Raw genomic sequence first — 19,255 nt, forward strand, 5'->3', positions numbered from 1 at the left:
CGGCCCACGGAACAGAAGCTAGGCGCGGCGGTTCGGGGCGTCGTCGGCGGTCGTGCTGGATTCGTGGTCGAGCAGGAGCGCGGCGGTGTCGGTGAAGGTCAACAGCCACCGGATGTGCGGTGCGGGATGGTGCAGGGTCAGCCGGACGCCGCGCCGGGCGCTGAGCCGGTGCGCCCGGAGCAGGGTCCGGAGGCCGGCGAGGTCCAGGAAGCCGACGTCCGTGGCCTCCAGGACGACCTGCCGGACCGGGGATACGGCCAGGGTCTCGATGACCTCGACGACGGCGGGCGCGGTGATGCCGTCGAGGTCACCGCACAGGACCACGGTCATCAGCGGGCCGGCGCGGGACACGTGCACGACCACCGGGCGTGGCGGCGGTTGCGAGCTGACGCCCGGGAAGCGGGTCATGCCACACCGCGTTCCGAGGCGGCCAGAGTGGCCCACACGACCTTGCCGGCGTGGCAGGCCAGTGCACCCCAGGCGGTGGCCACGGCGTCCACGATCCGCAGCCCCGTGCCGGGCAACTCGAGCGGTTGACCCGGGTGGTAGGGACGGACCGCGAGCAGTCGGGGCAGCACCGCACTCGAGTCCTGCACGGCCAGGTGCAGGACGCCGGTGCGCAGCGAAACCTGCAGGGTCAACCCGGTGCGGACGTGCCCGACGGCGTTGGTGACGAGTTCCGACGTGATCAGCCGGGCGTGGTGCGACAGGTGGGCCAGTCCCCAGCGCAGGCAGGCGTCGCCGGCGGCGGTGCGACCGGTACACGCCGACATCGGGTCGGCGGTCAGGGACAACGCGACGCTCGGTGGCATCGGTACCGCCGTCAGCACGGTGTGCGCCTCATCCGCGCTGTGCACCATGGTGACCTGGGCGGCCGGGCCGTCGTCGCGCAACCGCTGATCCAGCGGTGCGGGGCACGCACAGATCAGGACCCGGGCGGTGGGACTGCGCGTCCGGGCGTAGCGGGCGACGGTCCGCCAGGTCGATTCCGACATGCCTTCGGGATCAGACAGGTCGGACAGATCGATAACCACCGCGCGGGGGTGCTCGGCGAGGCACGCCCGCAATTGTTCCGAAATGCTCGTGCGCAGCTGCGGAGTCCAATCGCCGTGCACTTTGACCTCGGTATAGCAGCGGATCAAGTGGTGCACTACGTCGATCTTCGGTGCGCCGGGCGCCAGATAAGGTCCGTGCTCGCGAAACTGCTCCACGATTCTGTCCCATCGTCCGTCCCCTAGACCATGCGGCCGGGTCGGCCGTGGCGCAAGGCCTCGATGGAATGAGACGTCCAACGGGTCTATTGTGGTCCGATGGCAGCGGAAGACCGCGATCCCGACATGCCGCGGGAGCCGCTCTCCGAGCGGGAAAGGGCGCTCAATGAGCGTGCACGCCGCGACGATGAGCGCGAGCACGAACTCGACGAACGCGACGCCGAGATCACCGACCGGGAGCTGTTGCAGCAACAGCGTGACGCGCTTTCCCTCGAACGTGAAGCAGCATTGCGTGATGCGCGTGAGTGGCAGGACGCCCGCGACGACGTCGCCGATGAGCGGCAGCGGCGAGCGGACGAAAAGGACCGGAATCTGACGTTGCGCGAATGGCATCTGGGCCATGGCAGTGAAGCGTCACGACCGCCCGACGGTGGGATTCCGCACGACCCGGGAGAATAGCGGTCCGGCGTCTTCGCGGGCCGCCACGACGAGGACCGTCATCGCGCCATGGTGGACGGGTCGAGTCCGTCGACCAGCTCCGGCGCCTGCGGCTGGCGCGGGGCCAGCTCGATCTGCGCGGGCGTCACCAGGTCGTCGTCCGAGACGCCCATCTCGGCGAGCTTGCGCGCGCTCACCAGCACCCGCGACTCCAGCGAACCCACCGCCTTGTTGTACGCGACCACCGCGCCGCTCAGCGAGCTGCCCACCTTGCCGACGTGGTCGCCGAGCGTGGACAGCCGCGCGTACAGCTCACGCGCCAGGCTGTGCACCGCCGCGGCGTTGTGGGCCAGCGCCTCCTGCCGCCAGGAGAACGCCACCGTCCGCAGCAGCGCCACCAGCGTGGCCGGGGTGGCCAGCACGACGTTGCGGGTGAACGCGTGTTCCATCAGCACCGGATCACGCTGCAGGGCGGCGTCCAGGAACGGGTCGGCCGGCACGAACAGCACCACGAAGTCGGGCGTGGACTCGAACGCCGTCCAGTACGCCTTGGCCGCCAGCGCGTCGACGTGCCCGCGCAGGTGGCGTGCGTGCTGGTCCAGGTGGGTGTCGCGGGTGCGCTCGTCGCGGGCCTCCATGGCGGACAGGTACGCGTCGAACGGTGCCTTCGCGTCCACCACCACACTGCGGCCGCCGTGCAGGCGGACCAGCATGTCCGGGCGTACCCCCTGGGTGTCGGTCGTGGCCGTGACCTGCTCGGCGAAGTCGCAGTGCTCGAGCATGCCGGCGGCCTCGACGATCCGGCGCAGCTGATGCTCGCCCCACCGGCCCCGCACCTGGGGCGCGCGCAGCGCGGCCACCAGCTGTTTCGTCTCGGTGCGCAGCTCGCCGGAGACCGCGCCCATGGAGCGGACCTGTTCGCGCAGTTCGGCGTAGGCGTCGACGCGCTCGTGCTCCAGCTCGGCGACCCGCTGCTCATAACGCCGCAGGGTCTCGTGCAACGGCGCGATCGCCCGGGCCACCGCCTCCTGGGACTGGGCGGTCGCCTCGTAGGACAACGCCTTCATCGACTGCTCGAACCGGGTCTCGCCGTCGCGGCCGGCCCGCACGGTCGCCTCCAGCCGGGCGATGTCGGTGGCGGCCCGGAGGCGCCCGGCGAACCATCCGAGAGCGGCCCCCACGGCGAGGCAGACGAGGACCACGGCCAGCGTCGAGAAGGTCACGTAGGGCACTGTGCCAGAGGGGTGCGACAGGATTTGCGCGGGTACCGTGGAGACATGAAGGTGTTTCTGCTGCTCCTCGTGGTCCTGGTCGCGATCGCGCTGGTGGTGGCGTGGCGCCGCGGTGCGGTGGCCCGTGAGCAACGGCACCTCGACGACGCCCGGGCGGAGGCGCAGCGCTGGTACGAGCGCCTCGGCGGCCAGGTGCTCAACCTGCACGCCGACGACCCCGCGGCGCGGCAGGCGCTGGCCGACGCCGGCGAGCGCTACAACGCGGCCGGTGGGCAGTTGCAGCAGGCGAAGACCGTGCGACAGTACGAGCTGGCGCGCGAGTCGGCGCTCGAGGGACTGGCCTACGTCCGGGCCGCCCGGATCGCGATGGGCATCGACCCCGGTCCGGAACTGCCGCCGTTGGCCGGTGCACACGGCGCCGGGCAGCTGACCCGGGAACGCGAGGTCAGTGTCCAGGGTCAGCACTACCGGGCCGGGCCGCAGCCGGGCCCCGGCACGCCGTACTACTACCCCGGCGGCCGGGTGCAGGGCCGCCCGGTGCCGGCCGGCTGGTATTCGACGCCGCTGTGGAAGACCGCGCTGGGCGCCGGCGCCGGCGTGCTGGGCGGCATGCTGATCTTCGACGCGCTGCTGTCGCCGGGCTTCGGCGACCTGGGGTACGGCGAGGACTTCGAGGACGCCTCGGCCGACGGCGGCGACGGCGGCGGTGACCTCGGCGGCGACTTCGGTGGGGACTTCGGCGGCGACTTCTAGCGACCGCGGGCGGCGTCCGGGTGGGCGTGCAGCCGGCGGGCGAGTTCCCGGCGGAGTGCCCGCGGGCCCGGCCAGATCTGGGTGAGATCCGCGGTGAAGGCGGTGCCCGAGCCGGTCTCGGTCATCGCCGGCCAGCCCGGGCCCTCGCCATCCACCGGGTGCACCCGGTCCAGGTCGACCGGCGTCACCTCCAGCACGGTCCGGGTCAGGCTGCGCTGCACCACCACGGTCCGGATGTCCGGCCAGGCCAGCAGCACCGGATCGCTGCCCTGGGCGGCCAGTTCCAGCCCGGCGGCGGAGACCCGCACCCAGGTGGGCAGCGAGGACCGCGCGGAGAGCGCGAACCCGCCCGCGACCAGCGTGCCCACCACCACGGCTTGCACGGCGGTGGACGCCAGGTCGTCGGCATCGCCGACCAGGCGGTTCACCAGGGGCGACACCAGGAGGTACGCGACCACCACGGTCCCGAACACCGCCGCGAACGTCCGTACCGGCGACGACCGGAACAGCACCGCGTCATCGGCGGGCGCGGCTACCTCCTCGGGTGCGGTCGACATGGTTCCTATGCTGCCCCGGCCGTCTAGAACGCGCAGGCGATCACCAACTCCGGCGTGCGGTCCGGCAGCATGTCCAGCTTGCCGATCCGGCCGGCCGCCTTGAGGTCACCCTCGATGCGGGCCAGCCGGTCCAGCACGTCGGCCGGCCCGAGCGCCTCGGCCAGCGGAATCTCCGCCCGCATGGACAGCTTCCGGTCCGACTTCGCCCGCCGGACCTGCCGCAACGCGTCGCCGGCCAGCGCCAGCAGCGTCGTGTCACCGTCCGGTGCCACCCGGGTGAGTTCGTACTTCGTCGGCCACGTCGCCCGGTGCACGGAGCCGTACCGCCACCAGGACCAGACCTCCTCGGTCACGTACGGCAGGAACGGCGCGAACAGCCGCAGCAGCACGGCCAGCCCGGCGGCCAGCGCGGCCCGGGCCGAGTCGGCGCCCGGCCCCTCGCCGTACGCCCGCTCCTTGACCAACTCGATGTAGTCGTCGCAGAACGTCCAGAAGAAGGACTCGGTCACCTGCAGCGCGTCGGTGTGCTGGAACGCCTCGAACGCCGTGGTGGCGTCCGTGACCACCTCGGCGAGCCGGGCCAGCACGGCGCGGTCCAGCGGCTCGGACACCGGCTGCCGCAGCGCGTCCGCCGCACCGAGCCCGAGCGCGAACTTCGACGCGTTCAGCAGTTTCGTCGCCAGCCGCCGGCCCACCTTGATCTGTGCCGGGTCGAACGCGAGGTCGGTGCCCGGGCGCCCGTTGGCCGCCCAGTACCGCACCGCGTCCGAGCCGTTCCGCACCAGCAGGTCCATCGGCGTGACCACGTTGCCCTTGGACTTCGACATCTTCTTGCGGTCCGGGTCCAGGATCCAGCCGGAGAGCACGGCGTGGCGCCACGGCAGCACGCCGTTCTCCAGGTGGGCGCGGACCACCGAGGAGAACAGCCAGGTGCGGATGATCTCCTGTCCCTGCGGTCGCAGATCCATCGGGAAGACCCGGGCGAACAGGTCCCCGGTGCCCCAGCCGGTGACGATCTGCGGGGTCAGCGAGGACGTGGCCCAGGTGTCCATCACGTCGGGATCAGCGGTGAAGCCACCCGGGACGTCCCGCCGGGACTCGTCGAATCCGGGCGGACACTCCGAGGACGGGTCGACTGGCAACGTTGATTCGTCCGGTATGAGAAGCTGCTCGTAGTCCGGCTCGCCAGCGTCGTCGAGCCGGTACCAGATCGGAACCGGCACGCCGAAGAACCGCTGCCGGCTGATCAGCCAGTCCCCGGTGAGGCCGTTCACCCAGTGTTCGTAGCGGTGCTGCATGTGCCCCGGGATCCACTGCAGTTCCCGCCCGCGGGCCAGCAACCGGGCGCGAAGATCCGCATCCCGGCCGCCGTTGCGGATGAACCACTGCCGGCTGGTGACGATCTCCAGCGGCGACTCCCCGTGCTCGTAGAACTTGACCGGATGGGTGACCGGCCGCGGCTCGCCGAGCAGGTCGCCCGCCAGGCCCAGCAGGCGCACCATCTCCCGCCGCGCGGCGTTGACGGTGAGGCCGGCGAACTCCTGGTAGGCCACGGCCGGAACGCCCGGTGGCCGGTCCGGCAGGAACCGGCCGTCGCGGCCGATCACCACCCGGGTGTCCAGCTTCAGGTCGCGCCACCAGATCACGTCGGTGAGGTCACCGAAGGTGCACACCATGGCGATGCCGGTGCCCTTGTCCGGTGCCGCCATCGGGTGCTCGTACACCGGCACCTCGACGTCGAAGACCGGTGTCCGGACCGTGCGGCCCAGCAACGACTTGTACCGCTCGTCGGACGGGTGGAAGACCAGCGCCACACACGCCGGCAACAGCTCCGGCCGGGTGGTGTCGATCTCCACCGGCCCGTCCGGTCCGTGGAACCGCAGCCGGTGGTACGCGCCCGGCCGTTCCCGGTCCTCCAGCTCGGCCTGGGCGACCGCGGTGCGGAAGCCGACGTCCCACAGGGTCGGTGCCTCGGCCGTGTAGGCCTCGCCGCGGGCCAGGTTCGCCAGGAACGCACGTTGCGAGACGGCCTGAGAGGTGCGGCCGATCGTGGTGTACGTCATGGTCCAGTCGACGGACAGCCCGAGCCGCCGCCACAAGGTCTCGAACGCCTTCTCGTCCTCCGCGGTCAGGCGCCCGCACAACTCGACGAAGTTACGCCGGGAGATCGCCACCGCGGGCTTCGGCGGCGTCGCGGGCGGCTCCCAGTCCGGGTCGTACGGCAGCGCCGGGTCGCAGCGCACGCCGTAGACGTTCTGCACGCGGCGCTCGGTGGGCAGGCCGTTGTCGTCCCAGCCCATCGGATAGAACACGGTCTTGCCGCGCATCCGCTGGAAGCGCGCGACCGTGTCGGTGTGCGTGTACGAGAAGACGTGTCCCATGTGCAGCTCGCCCGATACGGTCGGCGGCGGCGTGTCGATCGAGAACACGTTGGCGCGCTCGGCTACCGACCGGTCGAACCGGTAGGTGCCGTCAGCCTCCCAGCGGGCTGCCCAACGTTCCTCTAGGCCGTCAAGGCTCGGGCGATCCGGCATGGCGCCGGTTCGGGGCTCCGTCATCGCGCCAGCGTAGGGCCGTTGCGGTTGGTACGGCCAGCAGTTTGCAGCCGTGCCGGCCCTCGGTTCTTCGCCCGCCCTGCCGGGTTGCCGGTTCTTCCGCTCGCAGTGTCGGGCTGCGGGTGCCGCGCCCGGGGTGCCGCGCCCGGGATTCCGGCGGGTGGGCGGCGGCCATCTGGGGGTCATGCGGCTCGCTCGTGGTCGAGCAGCCACGTCTTGACCTCCAGGCCCCAGCGGTAGCCGCCGAGCGACCCGTCCGTGCGCAGCACCCGGTGACACGGCACGAACAGTGCGGCCGGGTTGCGCGCGCAGGCGGCGGCCGCGGCCCGTACCGCCGCCGGCCGACCCGCGAGCGCGGCGAATTGGGTGTACGTGACCGGCGCACCGGGCTTGATGTCGCGCATCACCTGCCACGCGAACGTCATGAACTGGCCGCCGCTGTGCTGCTCGACCCGGATGTCATCGATCGCGGTGAGGTCACCGTCGAAGTAGGAGCGCACCGCAAGGCCGACCGCGCCGGGGTCGGTCTCGGGTCTGACGTCCTCGACCAGACCCGGATGCACGAGGCCGAGCAGAGCCGGGACATCGCTGGTGAAGCCGGAGGCGCGGACCGCGCCGGAGTCGCTGACGATGACCGTGAACGGACCGATGGGGGTGTCCATGATCGAGTGACGCAACATGTTGGTCTCCTACCGGGTGGTTGGTCGGGCTGTCAGGCGGCACGCCACAGGCGGACGAGCGCGTAGGACCGCCACGGTCGCCAGGACGCGGCGTGCCGGTCGAGTTCGATGGGGGAGCCGGGCAGGCCGAGCGCGGCGGCGCCGCGCCGGACCGCCAGGTCGGTGGGGAGGAAGACATCCGGGTCGCCGATCGCGCGCATCGCCACGTATCCCGCGGTCCACGCGCCGACGCCCGGCAGTTCCTGGAGGCGGGCCACGGTTTCGTCCCGGTCGGCGCCGGGGTCGAGGTCGAGCTTGCCGGCCGCGACGGCCTGTGCGAGCGCCCGGATGGTCTCCCGGCGCGCCGCCGGCATGCCGAACGCCTCGTCGGGCAGCCCGGCGATCTCCGACGCGGCCGGAAACGGCACCAGCGGCGGAGCGGCTCGACCCGGGTCGCGCGCAGCGGGGCGGCCCGCGCCGGCGTCGCGCGCAGCGGGGCGGCCCGCGTCGGCGTCGCACGCAGCGGGGCGGCCCGCGTCGGCGTCGCGCGCACCGGTGTGGGCTGCCTGGGTAGGGGCGGCGTGGGTAGGGGCGGCGTGGGTAGGGGCGGCGTGCGTTGGGGCGGCGTAGGTTGGGGCGGCGGCGCGGATCAGGCGACTCAACGTGGTGCGGGCGCTGGCGACGCTGACCTGCTGGCCGACGATCGCCCGGACCGCCATCTCGAAGCCGTCGACCGCGCGGGGCACCCGGACCCCCGGCTCCTTGCCGATGACCGCAGTGAGCGCCGGGTCCGCTGCCAGCGCGGCGTCGACCGCGGCCGGGTCGGCGTCGAGGTCGAGGAGGCGACGGCAGCGCGCCACCGCGGGTGCCAGGTCGCGCACGTCGTCGAGGTGCAGGGTGGCCGAGACCCAGCGCTCCTCGGGTCGCAGTTCGACGGTCGCGGGTCCGTGCGGCAGGGCAAGTGCCCGCCGGTAGCGGACGTGGTCGGCCTCCTCCACGCCGGGCAGCGCCCGGGCGGCGAGGAACTCGAGCAGCGCCGGAGCGTGCAGCGGGGCGCGGAACGCCAGCCGCAGGTGGATCGTCCCGGCTCCGGTGCGGGTGGCGGGCCGGCGTTCGCGCAGTGCGCCGGGCGTTGCCGCGTACACCTCGAGGATCGTGTCGTTGAACTGCCGGACGCTGCCGAACCCGGCGGCGAACGCGATCTCGGCCAGGCCGAGATCGGTGGTCTCGATCAGGATGCGAGCGGTCTGGGCGCGTTGCGCGCGGGCCAGCGCCAGCGGTCCGGCACCGAGTTCCGCGGTGAGCATCCGGTGCAGGTGGCGCTCGGTGTAGCCGAGCCGGGAGGCCAGTCCTGGTACGCCCTCGCGGTCCACCACGCCGTCAGCGATCAGCCGCATGGCCCGGCCCACCACGTCGGCACGGACGTCCCAGTCCGGCGAACCCGGCGCGGCGTCCGGCCGGCAGCGTCGGCAGGCGCGGAAGCCGTTGCGCTGCGCGGCCGCCGAGCTGGGGTAGAACGTGACGTTGGCCCGCTTGGGGGTGACCGCCGGGCAGGACGGCCGGCAGTAGATGCCGGTGGTCCTGACCGCCGTGTAGAACCAGCCGTCGAACCGCTGATCGCGGCTGTCGACGGCCCGGTAGCACCGCTCGAAGTCCAGCTCCATGCGGTCGAGTCTGCTCCTGCGCGGGGTGGGTCGGCTCGCGGGTTCCGGACATCGGCGTTCCGGGCGGGGAGGGGCTTCACGGGTTCAGTTATACCCGGTTATACTCGGTCCGTGAAGACGGCAATTTCCATTCCGGACGACACCTTCGCGCAAGCCGAGGAGCACGCCGCCGCGCTCGGGATGAGCCGGTCGGAGTTCTTCACCCGGGCCGTGCGGCGGTACATCGAGCATCTCGAGGCCGAGTCGCTGACCGGCCGGATCAATCTGGCGCTCGACGTGGCCTGGCCCGATCCCGCAGCCGTGGAGGTCGTCGTCGACTACGCCCATCGCCGCCCGCCGGCCGGAGAGGACGTCCGGTGATCCGGCGCGGAGACATCTACTGGGCCGGGCTGGGCTCCCCCCGGCCCGTGCTAGTGGTCCAGGCCCAGCCCTACAACGACAGCCGGCTGCCGACCGTGCTGGCGGCGGTGGTCACGTCCAACACGAAGGCGGCAGCGCTCCCCGGCAACGTGTTCCTGCCCGCGGCGATGTCCGGGCTGCCGCACGACGCGGTGGTCAACGTGGCGGCGCTGATCACGGTGGACAAGGCGGTCCTGGACGGTCCGGTCGGTTCGGTGCCGTTCGACGAGATGAGCGCGGTCGACGACGGCCTGCGCAAGGTTCTCGGTGTCGGCGCACGATGACGGCCACCTTCGGGAGGATGAGGCGATGACGGGTTATCTGGATCTGCCGGATCAGCGGTCTACGTCGAGGAGCACGGCGGGGGGGAGCCGCTGTTCCTGCTGCACGGTGGCTTCGTCGGTGCGGAGTGCTGGGCGCGGCAGATTCCGGCGCTGTCCGCGGGCCACCACGTCTTCGTGCCCGAGCGGCGGGGCCATGGGCGCACGCCGGACGTGCCGGGGCCGTACACGACCGAGGCCATGGCGGCCGAGACCGCCGCCGTCATCCAGGCACTGGCCGAAGGGCCCGTGCACGTGGTGGGCTGGAGCGACGGGGCGTATGTGGCGGCCCACCTCGCGCTGCACCGTCCCGACCTGGTGCGCAGCGCCGTACTCATCGGGCAGGCGCTGTCGGTGGACGGCGAGACCCGGGCCGTGCGGGCGCTCATGCACGATCCGGACCTCGCCGACTCGTTCCGGGCCGGCTTCGCGGACACCTCGCCGGACGGGCCCGACCACTACGACGTGGTCATCGACAAGATCTTCACCATGTGGCGGAACCCGCTGGAGATGCCGATCGCGGAGCTGTCCCGGATCACCGCGCCGGTCCTGGTCATGCAGGGTGACGACGACGGCGTCCGGATCGAGTGGAATCTGGCACTCGCCCGGGCGCTGCCCCGGGGGCAGTTCGCCGTCGTTCCCGGCACCGGGCACGGCGCGCCCATCCAGAAGGCGGACCTGGTCAATCTCCTGATCCTCGACTTCCTGGCCGGGCAGCGGCCCGAGCCGGACGGCGCGGGATCGGCCCGTCCCCCGGAGCGGATGCTGGCCATGGGTGCGCTGCACGACGTACCCGCTGCGTAGACTGGCTCGTCGTGAGCCTCACCATCGGAATCGTCGGCCTGCCCAACGTCGGCAAGAGCACCCTGTTCAACGCCCTGACCAAGAACGACGTGCTCGCCGCGAACTACCCGTTCGCCACGATCGAGCCGAACGTCGGCGTGGTGGGGCTGCCCGACGACCGGCTGGCGAAGCTCGCCGAGATCTTCCACAGCGAAAAGATCATCCCGGCGCCGGTGTCGTTCGTCGACATCGCCGGCCTGGTGCGCGGCGCGTCGAAGGGGCAGGGCCGCGGCAACGCGTTCCTCGCCAACATCCGCGACGCCTCGGCGATCTGCCAGGTCGTCCGCGCCTTCTCGGACCCGAACGTGCTGCACGTGGACGGCAAGGTGTCGCCCGCCGACGACATCGAGACGATCAACACCGAACTCATCCTGGCCGACCTGCAGACCGTGGAGAAGGCGCTGCCCCGGCTGCAGAAGGAAGCCAAGCTGAAGAAGGACCGGGCGCCGGCCGTGGCCGCCGCCGAGGCCGCGTTCAAGCTGCTCAACGACGGGGTCACGCTCTACCACGGTGCGGCCGCCGCGGGCATCGACACTGACCAGCTCGCCGAGCTGCACCTGCTGACCATCAAGCCGTTCCTGTACGTGTTCAACGTCGACGAGGCGGAACTCGGCAACGCGGCCTTCCTGGACGAGATGCGGGCGCTGGTGGCGCCGGCCGACGCGGTCTTCATGGACGCCAAGATCGAGTCCGAGCTGATCGACCTGCCCGACGACGAGGCCATGGAACTACTGGAGTCGACCGGGCAGACCGAGCCCGGCCTGAACCAGCTGATCCGGGTCGGGTTCGCCACGCTGGGGTTGCAGACCTACCTCACCGCCGGTCCCAAGGAGTCGCGTGCCTGGGTGGTGCCGGTGGGCGCGACCGCACCGGAGGCGGCCGGCGTGATCCACTCCGACTTCCAGCGCGGCTTCATCAAGGCCGAGATCGTCAGCTTCGACGACCTGGTGGCGGCCGGCTCGATGTCGGCGGCCAAGGCCGCCGGCAAGGTGCGCATGGAGGGCAAGGACTACATCATGAAGGACGGCGATGTGGTCGAATTCAGATTTAATGTCTGATTCCGGCCCAGCATCTGCCGCCTAGGGTCAGCGACCGCCAGCGGTATGTGGGCTCCGACGTAGCCGACCCGGCGTTCCGGGCGCGGCTCAGACCGACACCGGTCGAATGCCGAGGATCACCGATGACCCCGGTGGTCGAGCCGGTCGAGCTGGTCCGGCCGGTCCAGTCGGTGCGACGTTCGCGGCGGCACCATGAGCCGGCGCACCGACGGTCGCAGCAGCACCCGGCCGTCGGCCGTGACGGGATTCCGGCAGGCTTGCGCCGATGCGGCGCCGGGGGCGGTGTGCCGTCGTCGCATCGGCTCGGCTAGGCAGTACGCCCGGTGAACCGGCATTCGCTGCGCTTTCTCTGCTGCTCGATGACCGGCTGGCGGCTATGACGTCCCGTGCTGGCCAGGCGCAGTTGGTCAGCTTGGTGGTGTCCTGGTACTCGGTCTGGATGCGCTTGGCGGGGGTGGAGCCGGACACCGTGCAGACCTCCTTGCCGGCAAGGTGTCCGGGTTGGTGATGGTGGAGGCGACGGGGACGAGCAGCGTTTCCGGCCGGCCGAGGGAGATCGTTCTTCGCGTCGTTATACGCCCGTGGACGATCGGCAGCCCGGGCCGGTCCGGCCCCGGCCGCATGGCGCACGCCGACCCGGCCCAAGATCTCAGTAGCTATCAGTAACTGTGGGGTATCGCGCCTCGGCGGCGCCGGGGATCGAAAATCGGCAGCTCAAGTGCCGCTTTCCGGACCAATGTGGTCGCTCCGGCGCGCCTTGGCGTGCCCTTGTGGACCACGCTCAGCAGTCCAATGTGCCAAATCCACAGGTTTCACTCGAACCACCGGCATCGCGTTTCCGTATTCGGGGTACAGAGAGTCACGCGGCGCCGCGCTTCCCTCCGGAGCATCCGGCGCCGTGGTCGGGAGACCGTCGTCAGACAGAGGAGCAGCCCGTGCACCGGAAGGGACACTGATGGCAACGCTCGTACCGTGCCTCGACGCGCTGCGGTCGGAGTTCAACCGCAACTTCCCGCGCCGCGACAAGAGCTCCGACGGATGGATCGGTGACGCCGCGCATCAGGCCAGCCGGTCGGACCACAACCCGGACAGCCGCGGCATCGTGCACGCCATCGATGTCGACGAGGATCTGCGCGCTCCGGGAGCGTCGTTGCGCGAATGCGTCGAGGAGGTCGTTCGCCGGCACCGGGCCGGCCGGGACAACCGGCTCACGTACGTGATCTACGAGCGGACCATCTGGTCCGCCAGCTACGACTGGCGGCCGCGCGACTACAGCGGCTCCAACCCACACGACAAGCACGCCCATTTCAGCGCCAGCTACGTGCGGGCGCGCGAGAACAGCCGAGCTCCGTTCGGCGTGGAGGACATCGTGACTCAGGCGGATCGGGACGACATCGTCAGGCGCACCACCGCGGCCGTGGTCGCGGCACTCTCCGACCGGGACAAGCAGGCGGACGGCAGCTTCACCAGCATGATCGGCCGCAATGCGTTGGACCAGGGCATTCCGCCGGCCAACGGGGTCACCCCGCGGTGGGCGGCCTGGCGGGTGATGACCGACACCCGGACCCGGATCGTGGAACTCGAGTCCATGATCGAGCAGCTGCAGACCAAGATCGACGGCCTCTCCCGCACCGCGAGCGCCCCGGCCCAGCAGGGCTACTGAGCGAGCACGGTGCCGGCGGCCCGGACGGCCGCCGGCACCGCGTTGCGGCGCGAGCCCCGCTCGTTGACGGCTGTCGGCACCGATCGTCGGGTTGCGGGGCGGGCTCGGCTCGTTGGCGGCTGTCGGCACTGATCGTCGGGTTGCGGGGCGTACCTGCTGGGCACGGGCAACCGGGTTCTGGGCGGCTCGGATCTTTGACAATCGCCGCTAGCGTCGGGTGAATGGTAGGAACGAAGACGTACGCCGGCGCGTTCTCGGCGGCGGCCATCCACGCCGTGTCGACCGGCACGTGGGTCGCAGCCGGAGCGCTGTCACCCGGAAAGCGCCGGGCGCTGCGAGCCGGTGTGCTGCTCGCCGACATGGCCATCGCGGCCACCCAGCTCGCCCGGGAGCGGAAGAGCGCACCCGCCGAGCCGCGCCTCCTGGAAACCCCGATCCTCCTCAAGGACGTCACCGCGCCCGAGCCTGGGAAACCGGCCGACCGGACCCTTTCCCAGAAGACCGCAGTGGTGTCCATGGTGCTGTCGGGAGGCCTGGCGATCGGCGGACGGCAGCTCCAGAAACGCTGGCTGGCGCGCCTGACCCGGGCCGGGCACCCTCATCCGCACCGGGCGCTCGGAATCCGGATGGGCCTGTTGAGCGTCGCCCTGGCGCTGCCCTCCGATCTCCTGGAGGTGGCCGAGGCCCGGCGTGCGGCCCGGGCGGGGGATACGCCACCGCTCGGCTAGATCGGTTGACCTCGAGCGGGCTTGAGGCCGTAGCGTCGCGGCATGGTGGGGACGCTGCAGCGAGAGCCCGGGATTCTTCGACGGCCGTACGCCCTGCCGACGATCGGCTCGTGGAGTCTGGTCTTCCTGGCGGCCTTCGAGTCGTTGGCGGTCACCACGATCATGCCGATCGTCACCGCGGACCTCGACGGGCGCGCGCTGTACTCGGTGGCCTTCTCGGCGGCGCTGGCGGCCGGGGTGATCGGCATGGTGATGTTCGGCTCGTGGGCCGACCGCGTCGGCCCGGCCCGGCCACTGCTCACCGCGATCGGGCTGTTCGGGGCGGGGCTCGTGCTGGCCGGCTCGGCATCCACGATGACGGTCTTCGTCGGCGGCCGGTTCCTGCAGGGGCTGGGTGCGGGCGGGATCACGGTCGCGCTGTACGTGCTGGTCGCCAAGATGTACCCGCCGGTCCTGCACATCAGGATCTTCGGTGCGTTCGCGACGGCGTGGGTTCTGCCGTCCATGATCGGGCCGTTCGCGGCCGGCCTGGTGGCGGACGCCTGGGGCTGGCACTGGGTCTTCCTGGGCGTCCTCGTCCTGGTCGCGGCCGCCACCGCGATGATCGTCCCGGCCCTGCGCGAGCACCACACGAGAACCGGCCCGGGTCCGGCGGAGCCGTCGGACACCAGTGCGGGGCCGGACCTGGTGGAGTCGTCGGGCACCAGTGCGGGGCCGGATCTGGTGGAGCCTCCCGGCCCTCGGGCGACGGGATCGGAACGGACCGGCGGCGGACGGAGCGCGGGGAGGCGGACCGGCGCGGCCGTCGTGGTGGCGACCGCGGTCGTCGCGCTCGGGTACGCCGTCGAGCTGGACGGCGGGCTGGCCTGGTTGGTCGCGCCCGCGGTGCTCGGTGTGGTGGCGTACGCCGCTCGGGGTCTGCTCCCGGCCGGCACCTATCGGGCCAAGCCCGGTCTGCCCGCGGCCGTCCTGCTCTGCGGCGTGGCCGGCGCGGTCTTCTACGGCACCGAGGTGTACCTGCCGCTGTTGTTGCAGGAGCGGTACGGACTGCCGGCCTGGCTCGCCGGGGTCACGCTGACCGCGGCGGCCGTGGCGTGGGCGCTGGCCTCCGCGCTGCAGGGCCGCCTGGGCGACCGGCTGTCCCCCCGGCGCGCGGTGACCGCCGGTGCGGTGGTGCTGGCCGCGGGCGCGGTCACCGAGTTGGTCACCGTGGCGCTGATGCTGCCGGCGGCGGTGGTGACGGCCGGCTGGTTCCTGGCGGGGGCCGGCATGGGCACGTTGTATCCGCGGATGGGCACGCTGGTGCTGGCCTATTCGGAGCCGGGCCGGGAGGGGTTCAACACCTCTGCCAAGAGCATCACGGACGCGGTCGGCGGCAGTGTGGCGTTGGCGCTCGCGGGGCTGATCTTCGGTGCGCTGGGCGCGGCGTCGACGCGGGCGCCGTACCTCGGCGTGATGGCCTTCACCAGCGTGATCGGCCTGAGCGCGGTGCTCCTGGCCCGCCGGGTGGGGTAAGCCCCAGCCGGGTGACTAAAGGCGGGTGCGGGTGGGGCCCGGCCGGTGCCGGGCCCCCGCACCGTCAGGACAGCTCGACCGCGACCTTCTCCAGGTGGTCGAGGGATTCCTGCATGCCGCCCTCCATGCCGGAGGCGATGACCGCGTCGCGGTCGGCCTGGTCCCGGTACGCGCACAGCATCTCCATGTGCGTGCGGCCGTCCTTCTCGGTCAGCGTCGTGGTGATCACGCCGACGTGGTCGTCCGGGTCGGGGAGGCCCTCGAAGATCTCCGTGTGGACCAGCCGGTCGGGTGCGTCGATCTCGCGGTACTCGCCGCGGAACGCCACCTCGAAGCCGCCGTTGGCCTCCATCACGTAACGCCAGGCGCCGCCGACCCGCAGGTCGATGTCGGCGGCGGTGACCTTGCCCTTGTCGCCGGCCCACCAGCGCCGGACGAGTTCCGGTGTGGTGTACGCCCGCCAGACCAGGTGCCGGGGTGCGTTGAACTCGCGGGTGATCAGGATCTGGTTGTCGCCCGGCAGGGTGACCTTGGCCGTGCCGCTAGTCGTCGTGGTCATTGTCGTGCTCCGTTTCCTTGAGTTCGTCGAGAACCGAGTCCATCAGGTCGAACCGCTTGTTCCAGGACTGTTCGTACTTGCTGAGCCAGTCGTGGAGGGGTTTGAGCGGTTCCGCGTTGAGCCGGTACATCCGCTGCCGCCCTTCGTCGCGGACGTGCACGAGATCCACCTCGCGCAGCACCCGCAGGTGCTTGGACACCTGCGGCTGCGCCAGGCCGAGAAGCTGGACGAGATCGTTGACCGGCCGCTCGCCGGTGGCGAGGAGGTCGAGGATCTGCCGGCGCCGGGGCTCGGCGACCGCGTTGAACGCGTCGGTGGTAGTTGCTGCTCGTGCCATGACCCAATCGTATACCTATAAGGGAATACGTCAAGGAGTTCGGGGTCGCCGGACGTGCAAGAGGGAAATTCAGGGGCGCGCCATGGCGTTCAGGGCCGCCGCCAGCTGGTTCAGGTCGATCTCCGAGAGGTGGTCGAAGATGTGCCGGCGCACGCTGGCCAGGTGGGACGGCCACGCCTGCCGCAGCCGGGTCAGTCCCGCGTCGGTCAGGACCGCTTCCAGCCCGCGGGCGTCCCGTTCGCACCGGATCCGGTCGAGGTAGCCGAGCGACTCCAGCTTGCCGGCGAGGCGGGTCATCCCGCTCAGGGACATGTCGCAGGCGGCCGCCAGCTCGCTCATCCGCATCCGTTGCCCGGGGGCCTCGGAGAGCTGGCGCAGGGCGGAATACTCGCTGAGAGACATTCGTTGGTGTCGCTCGAGATCGGCGTCCATCACCCGGGGGAGGACCAGGATCAATCGACCGAGGGCGCGCATGACCGCTTCCTCGTCGGTGCTCAGCGGCAGCGGGTCGGCCGGTCGGTCATCGGCCCCTGAGCTGGACCGGGACGTGGCGGACATGACATTGATCGTACGGCCTTGACCGGTGTCTGCCCATGCGATAGTTGTTTGACGTAGCAAAAATGAGAGGACACACTGAGATGACGAAGATCGGGATCATCCTCGGCAGCACGCGGCCGGGCCGCAACGGCGAGGCCGTGGCGAAATGGGTGCTCGAGCTGGCCCAGCAGCGCACGGACGTGGAGTTCGAGCTCGTCGATCTGCTGGACTACAAGCTGCCGCACCTGGACGAGGCGGTGCCGCCGTCGATGGGGCAGTACAGCCAGCCGCACACCCGCGAGTGGGCGGAGAAGATCGCGTCCTTCGACGGCTACGTCATGGTCACTCCCGAGTACAACCACTCCACCTCGGGTGCGCTGAAGAACGCGATCGACTTCCTGTTCGCCGAGTGGAACAACAAGGCCGTCGGCTTCGTCAGCTACGGCGCGCTGGGCGGTGCGCGCGCCGTCGAGCACCTCCGGCTGATCGCCGGGGAGCTGATGATGGCGGACGTACGCGCGCAGGTCACGCTGTCGCTGGCCACCGATTTCCGGAACTACAGCGAGTTCACGCCGGGCGGGCACCAGGCCGCCGCGCTGACCACGATGCTCGATCAGCTGGTGGCGTGGAGCACGGCGCTGGCGCCGCTGCGGGCCCCGGCAACGGCCTGACCGCGCCTTGGTGACGGCCGTGCCGGTCCACCTTTCGGGGTCGTCGGCACGGCTTGCATCGCGGCGTGGAGCCTGCACAATGCTCTGGTGCAAAACCAGACAACTAGTGACTCTTGGCAGCATCTTCTCGAAATGCCACCGAAGTCCTGGTGGGCTCGTCTTCCGTTCGCGGTCCGCATGGCTGCCGGCGGGAGCGCGCTCCTGGTGCTGATCGGCGGAGGCACCGCCGGCATCGCGGTTCTCACCGAGAACGAGACCCGCACCATCCACCCGGCCGGACCGGCCGCGCCCGGCCGGATCGCGGTGATGCCACCGGCCGCGGCGGTCGCGGACACCCCGGTGCCGACCGAGCCCGGCGAGCCCGGCAAGTCCGGCACCGACGGCCGGACCGCCGACGACGCCGCGAACGCCGCGGTGGACCGGCGCACCTCCGACCAGGCGGACCGGACCGGGACCCGGGAGCCCCGCCGGCCGGTGAGCCGGGCCTCGCTCCCGGTCACCGCGGGCCAGCGCGCGCACAGCTCGGCCCAGCGCCCGTACGGCTCGGCCCAGCGCCCGCACAGCTCGGCCCAGCGTCCGGCCACCCCGGCCAAGCCGCCGGTCGCCCCGGCGCCGCCGGGCGCGCCGCGCGAACCCGAGGTCACCATGCGGACGGTCACCGAGACGCGGGCGATTCCGTATCGCACCCGGACGGTCCGTGACCCCCGGATGCGCCGCGGCGAGCGCCGGGTCCGGACGCCTGGAGTGACCGGCGAGGAGAAGCGGCGGTACCTGGTGACGTACGCCGACGGGCGGGAGACCGGGCGCCGGCTCCTGGACTCCGTGGTGGCCCGGCAGCCGCAGCATCGGGTGGTCGCGTTCGGCACCCGGCGCGGTCTGAGCCACGACCGCCCGCGGGAGTGCCGCGAGGGACTGTGTTTCCCGATCGGGCGGGACGGCAACTGCGCGGAACCGGCGAATCCGGCCGAGCCGGAGCCGACCGCGAGCAAGGCGCCCCGCCCGAGCGAGCCGGTATCGGGCACGGCAAAACGCGATCCGGCGGCAAAACGCGATCCGGCGGCAAAACGCGATCCGGCGGCGGGACGTGCCCCGGTGGCGGGACGTGGCTCAGCGGCGGGAAGCGATCCGGCGGCGGAAGGTGCCCCGGTGGCGGGACGCGGTCCGGCGGGACGTGGCTCAGCGGCGGAACGCGGCCCAGCGGCGGGGCATGACCCAGCGGCGGGCGTGGCGCCCGACCGGGACGCCTACCTGCTGGAACCAGGCGACCTGGACGGGCTCGGGCTGGACCCCACCGTGATCTGTTGACCGGAGACGGGCCCCAGGGCCGGGACCGGGTCCGGGCCACGGTGGCCGGTGCGTTCCGCGCCGATCCCGGCCACCACCACGAACCCGAGCCCGGCCACCGCGTACCCGGTCGGCACCTGATGCAGCGCCGCCACCAGGCCGATCAGCAGCGCGATCGCCGGTTCCAGGCTCATCGGCGATCGCATCTGGGCGCCCGTGCGGGCTTTGTCCGCCGGGTAGAAGCGTCGAACGGAACCGGCCTAAGCCATGAT

General features: G+C 71.7%; 21 protein-coding genes and 1 pseudogene. 11 read left to right on the forward strand and 11 right to left on the reverse strand.

Going from position 1 to position 19,255, the window contains the following annotated elements:
- Window positions 1-18 precede the first annotated feature (18 nt).
- Together LDL48_RS38300 and LDL48_RS38305 are read right to left on the reverse strand one after the other, a co-directional pair.
- Window positions 19-408, reverse strand: a complete 390-nt coding sequence (locus LDL48_RS38300; protein ID WP_225260074.1) for an STAS domain-containing protein — start codon at window positions 406-408, stop codon at window positions 19-21.
- The gene (locus tag LDL48_RS38305) at window positions 405-995 is read right to left on the reverse strand and encodes an ATP-binding protein (protein ID WP_225260075.1); all 591 of its coding nucleotides are present in this window, start codon (window positions 993-995) and stop codon (window positions 405-407) included. Before LDL48_RS38305 ends, LDL48_RS38300 begins: the two co-directional genes overlap by 4 nt.
- A 315-nt stretch (window positions 996-1,310) precedes the next feature.
- On the opposite strand from LDL48_RS38305, the gene LDL48_RS38310 reads away from it, so the two are divergent.
- Window positions 1,311-1,670 carry a hypothetical protein gene (locus tag LDL48_RS38310; protein WP_225260076.1) on the forward strand — a complete coding sequence of 120 codons (360 nt, stop codon included), beginning with the start codon at window positions 1,311-1,313 and terminating at the stop codon, window positions 1,668-1,670.
- A 38-nt stretch (window positions 1,671-1,708) separates the two neighbouring features.
- On the opposite strand, the gene LDL48_RS38315 is transcribed toward LDL48_RS38310, so the two are convergent.
- Window positions 1,709-2,872: a DNA recombination protein RmuC gene (locus LDL48_RS38315; RefSeq protein WP_225260077.1), complete on the reverse strand. Its 1,164-nt coding sequence runs from the start codon at window positions 2,870-2,872 to the stop codon at window positions 1,709-1,711.
- Window positions 2,873-2,926: 54 nt separating this feature from the next.
- On the opposite strand from LDL48_RS38315, the gene LDL48_RS38320 reads away from it, so the two are divergent.
- Entirely contained in the window at window positions 2,927-3,634 is a 708-nt protein-coding gene (locus LDL48_RS38320; protein ID WP_225260078.1) for a hypothetical protein, read from the forward strand.
- Here LDL48_RS38320 and LDL48_RS38325 read toward each other — a convergent pair.
- The 4 genes and pseudogenes from LDL48_RS38325 to LDL48_RS38340 all read right to left on the reverse strand — a co-directional run.
- The gene (locus LDL48_RS38325; RefSeq protein ID WP_225260079.1) at window positions 3,631-4,191 is read right to left on the reverse strand and encodes a hypothetical protein; all 561 of its coding nucleotides are present in this window, start codon (window positions 4,189-4,191) and stop codon (window positions 3,631-3,633) included. The genes LDL48_RS38320 and LDL48_RS38325 overlap by 4 nt on opposite strands.
- Before the next feature lie 23 nt (window positions 4,192-4,214).
- The gene (gene valS, locus LDL48_RS38330; protein WP_225260080.1) at window positions 4,215-6,749 is read right to left on the reverse strand and encodes a valine--tRNA ligase; all 2,535 of its coding nucleotides are present in this window, start codon (window positions 6,747-6,749) and stop codon (window positions 4,215-4,217) included.
- A 179-nt stretch (window positions 6,750-6,928) separates the two neighbouring features.
- A complete protein-coding gene (locus LDL48_RS38335) occupies window positions 6,929-7,426 on the reverse strand; it encodes a methylated-DNA--[protein]-cysteine S-methyltransferase (RefSeq protein WP_225260081.1) in 498 nt (165 codons plus the stop codon).
- A 137-nt stretch (window positions 7,427-7,563) separates the two neighbouring features.
- Window positions 7,564-9,069 (reverse strand): annotated as a pseudogene (locus LDL48_RS38340) (AlkA N-terminal domain-containing protein); the annotation flags it as partial.
- A gap of 111 nt (window positions 9,070-9,180) precedes the next feature.
- Between LDL48_RS38340 and LDL48_RS44845 the strand changes: the two are divergent.
- From LDL48_RS44845 to LDL48_RS38375, 7 genes are all read left to right on the forward strand, one after another.
- Window positions 9,181-9,429, forward strand: a complete 249-nt coding sequence (locus LDL48_RS44845) for a ribbon-helix-helix domain-containing protein (protein ID WP_225260083.1) — start codon at window positions 9,181-9,183, stop codon at window positions 9,427-9,429.
- Window positions 9,426-9,752: a type II toxin-antitoxin system PemK/MazF family toxin gene (locus LDL48_RS38350; protein WP_225260084.1), complete on the forward strand. Its 327-nt coding sequence runs from the start codon at window positions 9,426-9,428 to the stop codon at window positions 9,750-9,752. The genes LDL48_RS44845 and LDL48_RS38350 overlap by 4 nt, the downstream gene beginning before the upstream one ends.
- A gap of 99 nt (window positions 9,753-9,851) precedes the next feature.
- Window positions 9,852-10,592, forward strand: coding sequence for an alpha/beta fold hydrolase (locus LDL48_RS38355; protein ID WP_225260125.1), 741 nt, complete (start codon window positions 9,852-9,854; stop codon window positions 10,590-10,592).
- 11 nt (window positions 10,593-10,603) lie between these two features.
- Entirely contained in the window at window positions 10,604-11,689 is a 1,086-nt protein-coding gene (gene ychF, locus LDL48_RS38360) for a redox-regulated ATPase YchF (RefSeq protein WP_225260085.1), read from the forward strand.
- A gap of 955 nt (window positions 11,690-12,644) precedes the next feature.
- Window positions 12,645-13,352 carry a hypothetical protein gene (locus LDL48_RS38365; protein ID WP_225260086.1) on the forward strand — a complete coding sequence of 236 codons (708 nt, stop codon included), beginning with the start codon at window positions 12,645-12,647 and terminating at the stop codon, window positions 13,350-13,352.
- Window positions 13,353-13,573: 221 nt separating this feature from the next.
- Window positions 13,574-14,080 carry a hypothetical protein gene (locus LDL48_RS38370; RefSeq protein WP_225260087.1) on the forward strand — a complete coding sequence of 169 codons (507 nt, stop codon included), beginning with the start codon at window positions 13,574-13,576 and terminating at the stop codon, window positions 14,078-14,080.
- 42 nt (window positions 14,081-14,122) lie between these two features.
- The gene (locus LDL48_RS38375) at window positions 14,123-15,595 is read left to right on the forward strand and encodes an MFS transporter (protein WP_225260088.1); all 1,473 of its coding nucleotides are present in this window, start codon (window positions 14,123-14,125) and stop codon (window positions 15,593-15,595) included.
- A 64-nt stretch (window positions 15,596-15,659) separates the two neighbouring features.
- Here the strand turns inward: LDL48_RS38375 and LDL48_RS38380 are convergent, their stop codons facing one another.
- The 3 genes from LDL48_RS38380 to LDL48_RS38390 all read right to left on the reverse strand — a co-directional run bounded on the left by LDL48_RS38380 (window position 15,660) and on the right by LDL48_RS38390 (window position 17,049).
- Window positions 15,660-16,154 carry an SRPBCC family protein gene (locus tag LDL48_RS38380; RefSeq protein ID WP_225260089.1) on the reverse strand — a complete coding sequence of 165 codons (495 nt, stop codon included), beginning with the start codon at window positions 16,152-16,154 and terminating at the stop codon, window positions 15,660-15,662.
- Window positions 16,138-16,491, reverse strand: a complete 354-nt coding sequence (locus LDL48_RS38385) for an ArsR/SmtB family transcription factor (protein WP_225260090.1) — start codon at window positions 16,489-16,491, stop codon at window positions 16,138-16,140. The genes LDL48_RS38380 and LDL48_RS38385 overlap by 17 nt, the downstream gene beginning before the upstream one ends.
- Before the next feature lie 69 nt (window positions 16,492-16,560).
- Window positions 16,561-17,049, reverse strand: a complete 489-nt coding sequence (locus tag LDL48_RS38390; protein WP_225260091.1) for a MarR family winged helix-turn-helix transcriptional regulator — start codon at window positions 17,047-17,049, stop codon at window positions 16,561-16,563.
- A gap of 80 nt (window positions 17,050-17,129) precedes the next feature.
- On the opposite strand from LDL48_RS38390, the gene LDL48_RS38395 reads away from it, so the two are divergent.
- Both LDL48_RS38395 and LDL48_RS38400 read left to right on the forward strand, forming a co-directional pair.
- Window positions 17,130-17,699, forward strand: a complete 570-nt coding sequence (locus LDL48_RS38395; protein ID WP_225260092.1) for an NADPH-dependent FMN reductase — start codon at window positions 17,130-17,132, stop codon at window positions 17,697-17,699.
- Window positions 17,700-17,831: 132 nt separating this feature from the next.
- Window positions 17,832-19,004: a G5 domain-containing protein gene (locus LDL48_RS38400; protein ID WP_225260093.1), complete on the forward strand. Its 1,173-nt coding sequence runs from the start codon at window positions 17,832-17,834 to the stop codon at window positions 19,002-19,004.
- Here the strand turns inward: LDL48_RS38400 and LDL48_RS38405 are convergent.
- Entirely contained in the window at window positions 18,944-19,177 is a 234-nt protein-coding gene (locus tag LDL48_RS38405; RefSeq protein ID WP_225260094.1) for a hypothetical protein, read from the reverse strand. The genes LDL48_RS38400 and LDL48_RS38405 overlap by 61 nt on opposite strands.
- Window positions 19,178-19,255 lie beyond the last annotated feature (78 nt).

Source organism: Jidongwangia harbinensis (genome assembly GCF_020216025.1).
In the GTDB taxonomy this organism is placed as follows: Bacteria; Actinomycetota; Actinomycetes; order Mycobacteriales; family Micromonosporaceae; genus Actinoplanes; species Actinoplanes harbinensis.

Excerpts from the sequence above, each read along its gene's own strand:
- LDL48_RS38300 (WP_225260074.1), bottom strand. The coding sequence starts at position 408 with ATGACCCGCTTCCCGGGCGTCAGCTCGCAACCGCCGCCACGCCCGGTG.
- LDL48_RS38305 (WP_225260075.1), bottom strand. The coding sequence starts at position 995 with ATGTCGGAATCGACCTGGCGGACCGTCGCCCGCTACGCCCGGACGCGC.
- LDL48_RS38310 (WP_225260076.1), top strand. The coding sequence starts at position 1,311 with ATGGCAGCGGAAGACCGCGATCCCGACATGCCGCGGGAGCCGCTCTCC.
- LDL48_RS38320 (WP_225260078.1), top strand. The coding sequence starts at position 2,927 with ATGAAGGTGTTTCTGCTGCTCCTCGTGGTCCTGGTCGCGATCGCGCTG.
- LDL48_RS38325 (WP_225260079.1), bottom strand. The coding sequence starts at position 4,191 with ATGTCGACCGCACCCGAGGAGGTAGCCGCGCCCGCCGATGACGCGGTG.
- valS (WP_225260080.1), bottom strand. The coding sequence starts at position 6,749 with ATGACGGAGCCCCGAACCGGCGCCATGCCGGATCGCCCGAGCCTTGAC.
- LDL48_RS38335 (WP_225260081.1), bottom strand. The coding sequence starts at position 7,426 with ATGTTGCGTCACTCGATCATGGACACCCCCATCGGTCCGTTCACGGTC.
- LDL48_RS38365 (WP_225260086.1), top strand. The coding sequence starts at position 12,645 with ATGGCAACGCTCGTACCGTGCCTCGACGCGCTGCGGTCGGAGTTCAAC.
- LDL48_RS38370 (WP_225260087.1), top strand. The coding sequence starts at position 13,574 with ATGGTAGGAACGAAGACGTACGCCGGCGCGTTCTCGGCGGCGGCCATC.
- LDL48_RS38375 (WP_225260088.1), top strand. The coding sequence starts at position 14,123 with ATGGTGGGGACGCTGCAGCGAGAGCCCGGGATTCTTCGACGGCCGTAC.
- LDL48_RS38380 (WP_225260089.1), bottom strand. The coding sequence starts at position 16,154 with ATGACCACGACGACTAGCGGCACGGCCAAGGTCACCCTGCCGGGCGAC.
- LDL48_RS38385 (WP_225260090.1), bottom strand. The coding sequence starts at position 16,491 with ATGGCACGAGCAGCAACTACCACCGACGCGTTCAACGCGGTCGCCGAG.
- LDL48_RS38390 (WP_225260091.1), bottom strand. The coding sequence starts at position 17,049 with ATGTCCGCCACGTCCCGGTCCAGCTCAGGGGCCGATGACCGACCGGCC.
- LDL48_RS38395 (WP_225260092.1), top strand. The coding sequence starts at position 17,130 with ATGACGAAGATCGGGATCATCCTCGGCAGCACGCGGCCGGGCCGCAAC.
- LDL48_RS38400 (WP_225260093.1), top strand. The coding sequence starts at position 17,832 with ATGCCACCGAAGTCCTGGTGGGCTCGTCTTCCGTTCGCGGTCCGCATG.
- LDL48_RS38405 (WP_225260094.1), bottom strand. The coding sequence starts at position 19,177 with ATGAGCCTGGAACCGGCGATCGCGCTGCTGATCGGCCTGGTGGCGGCG.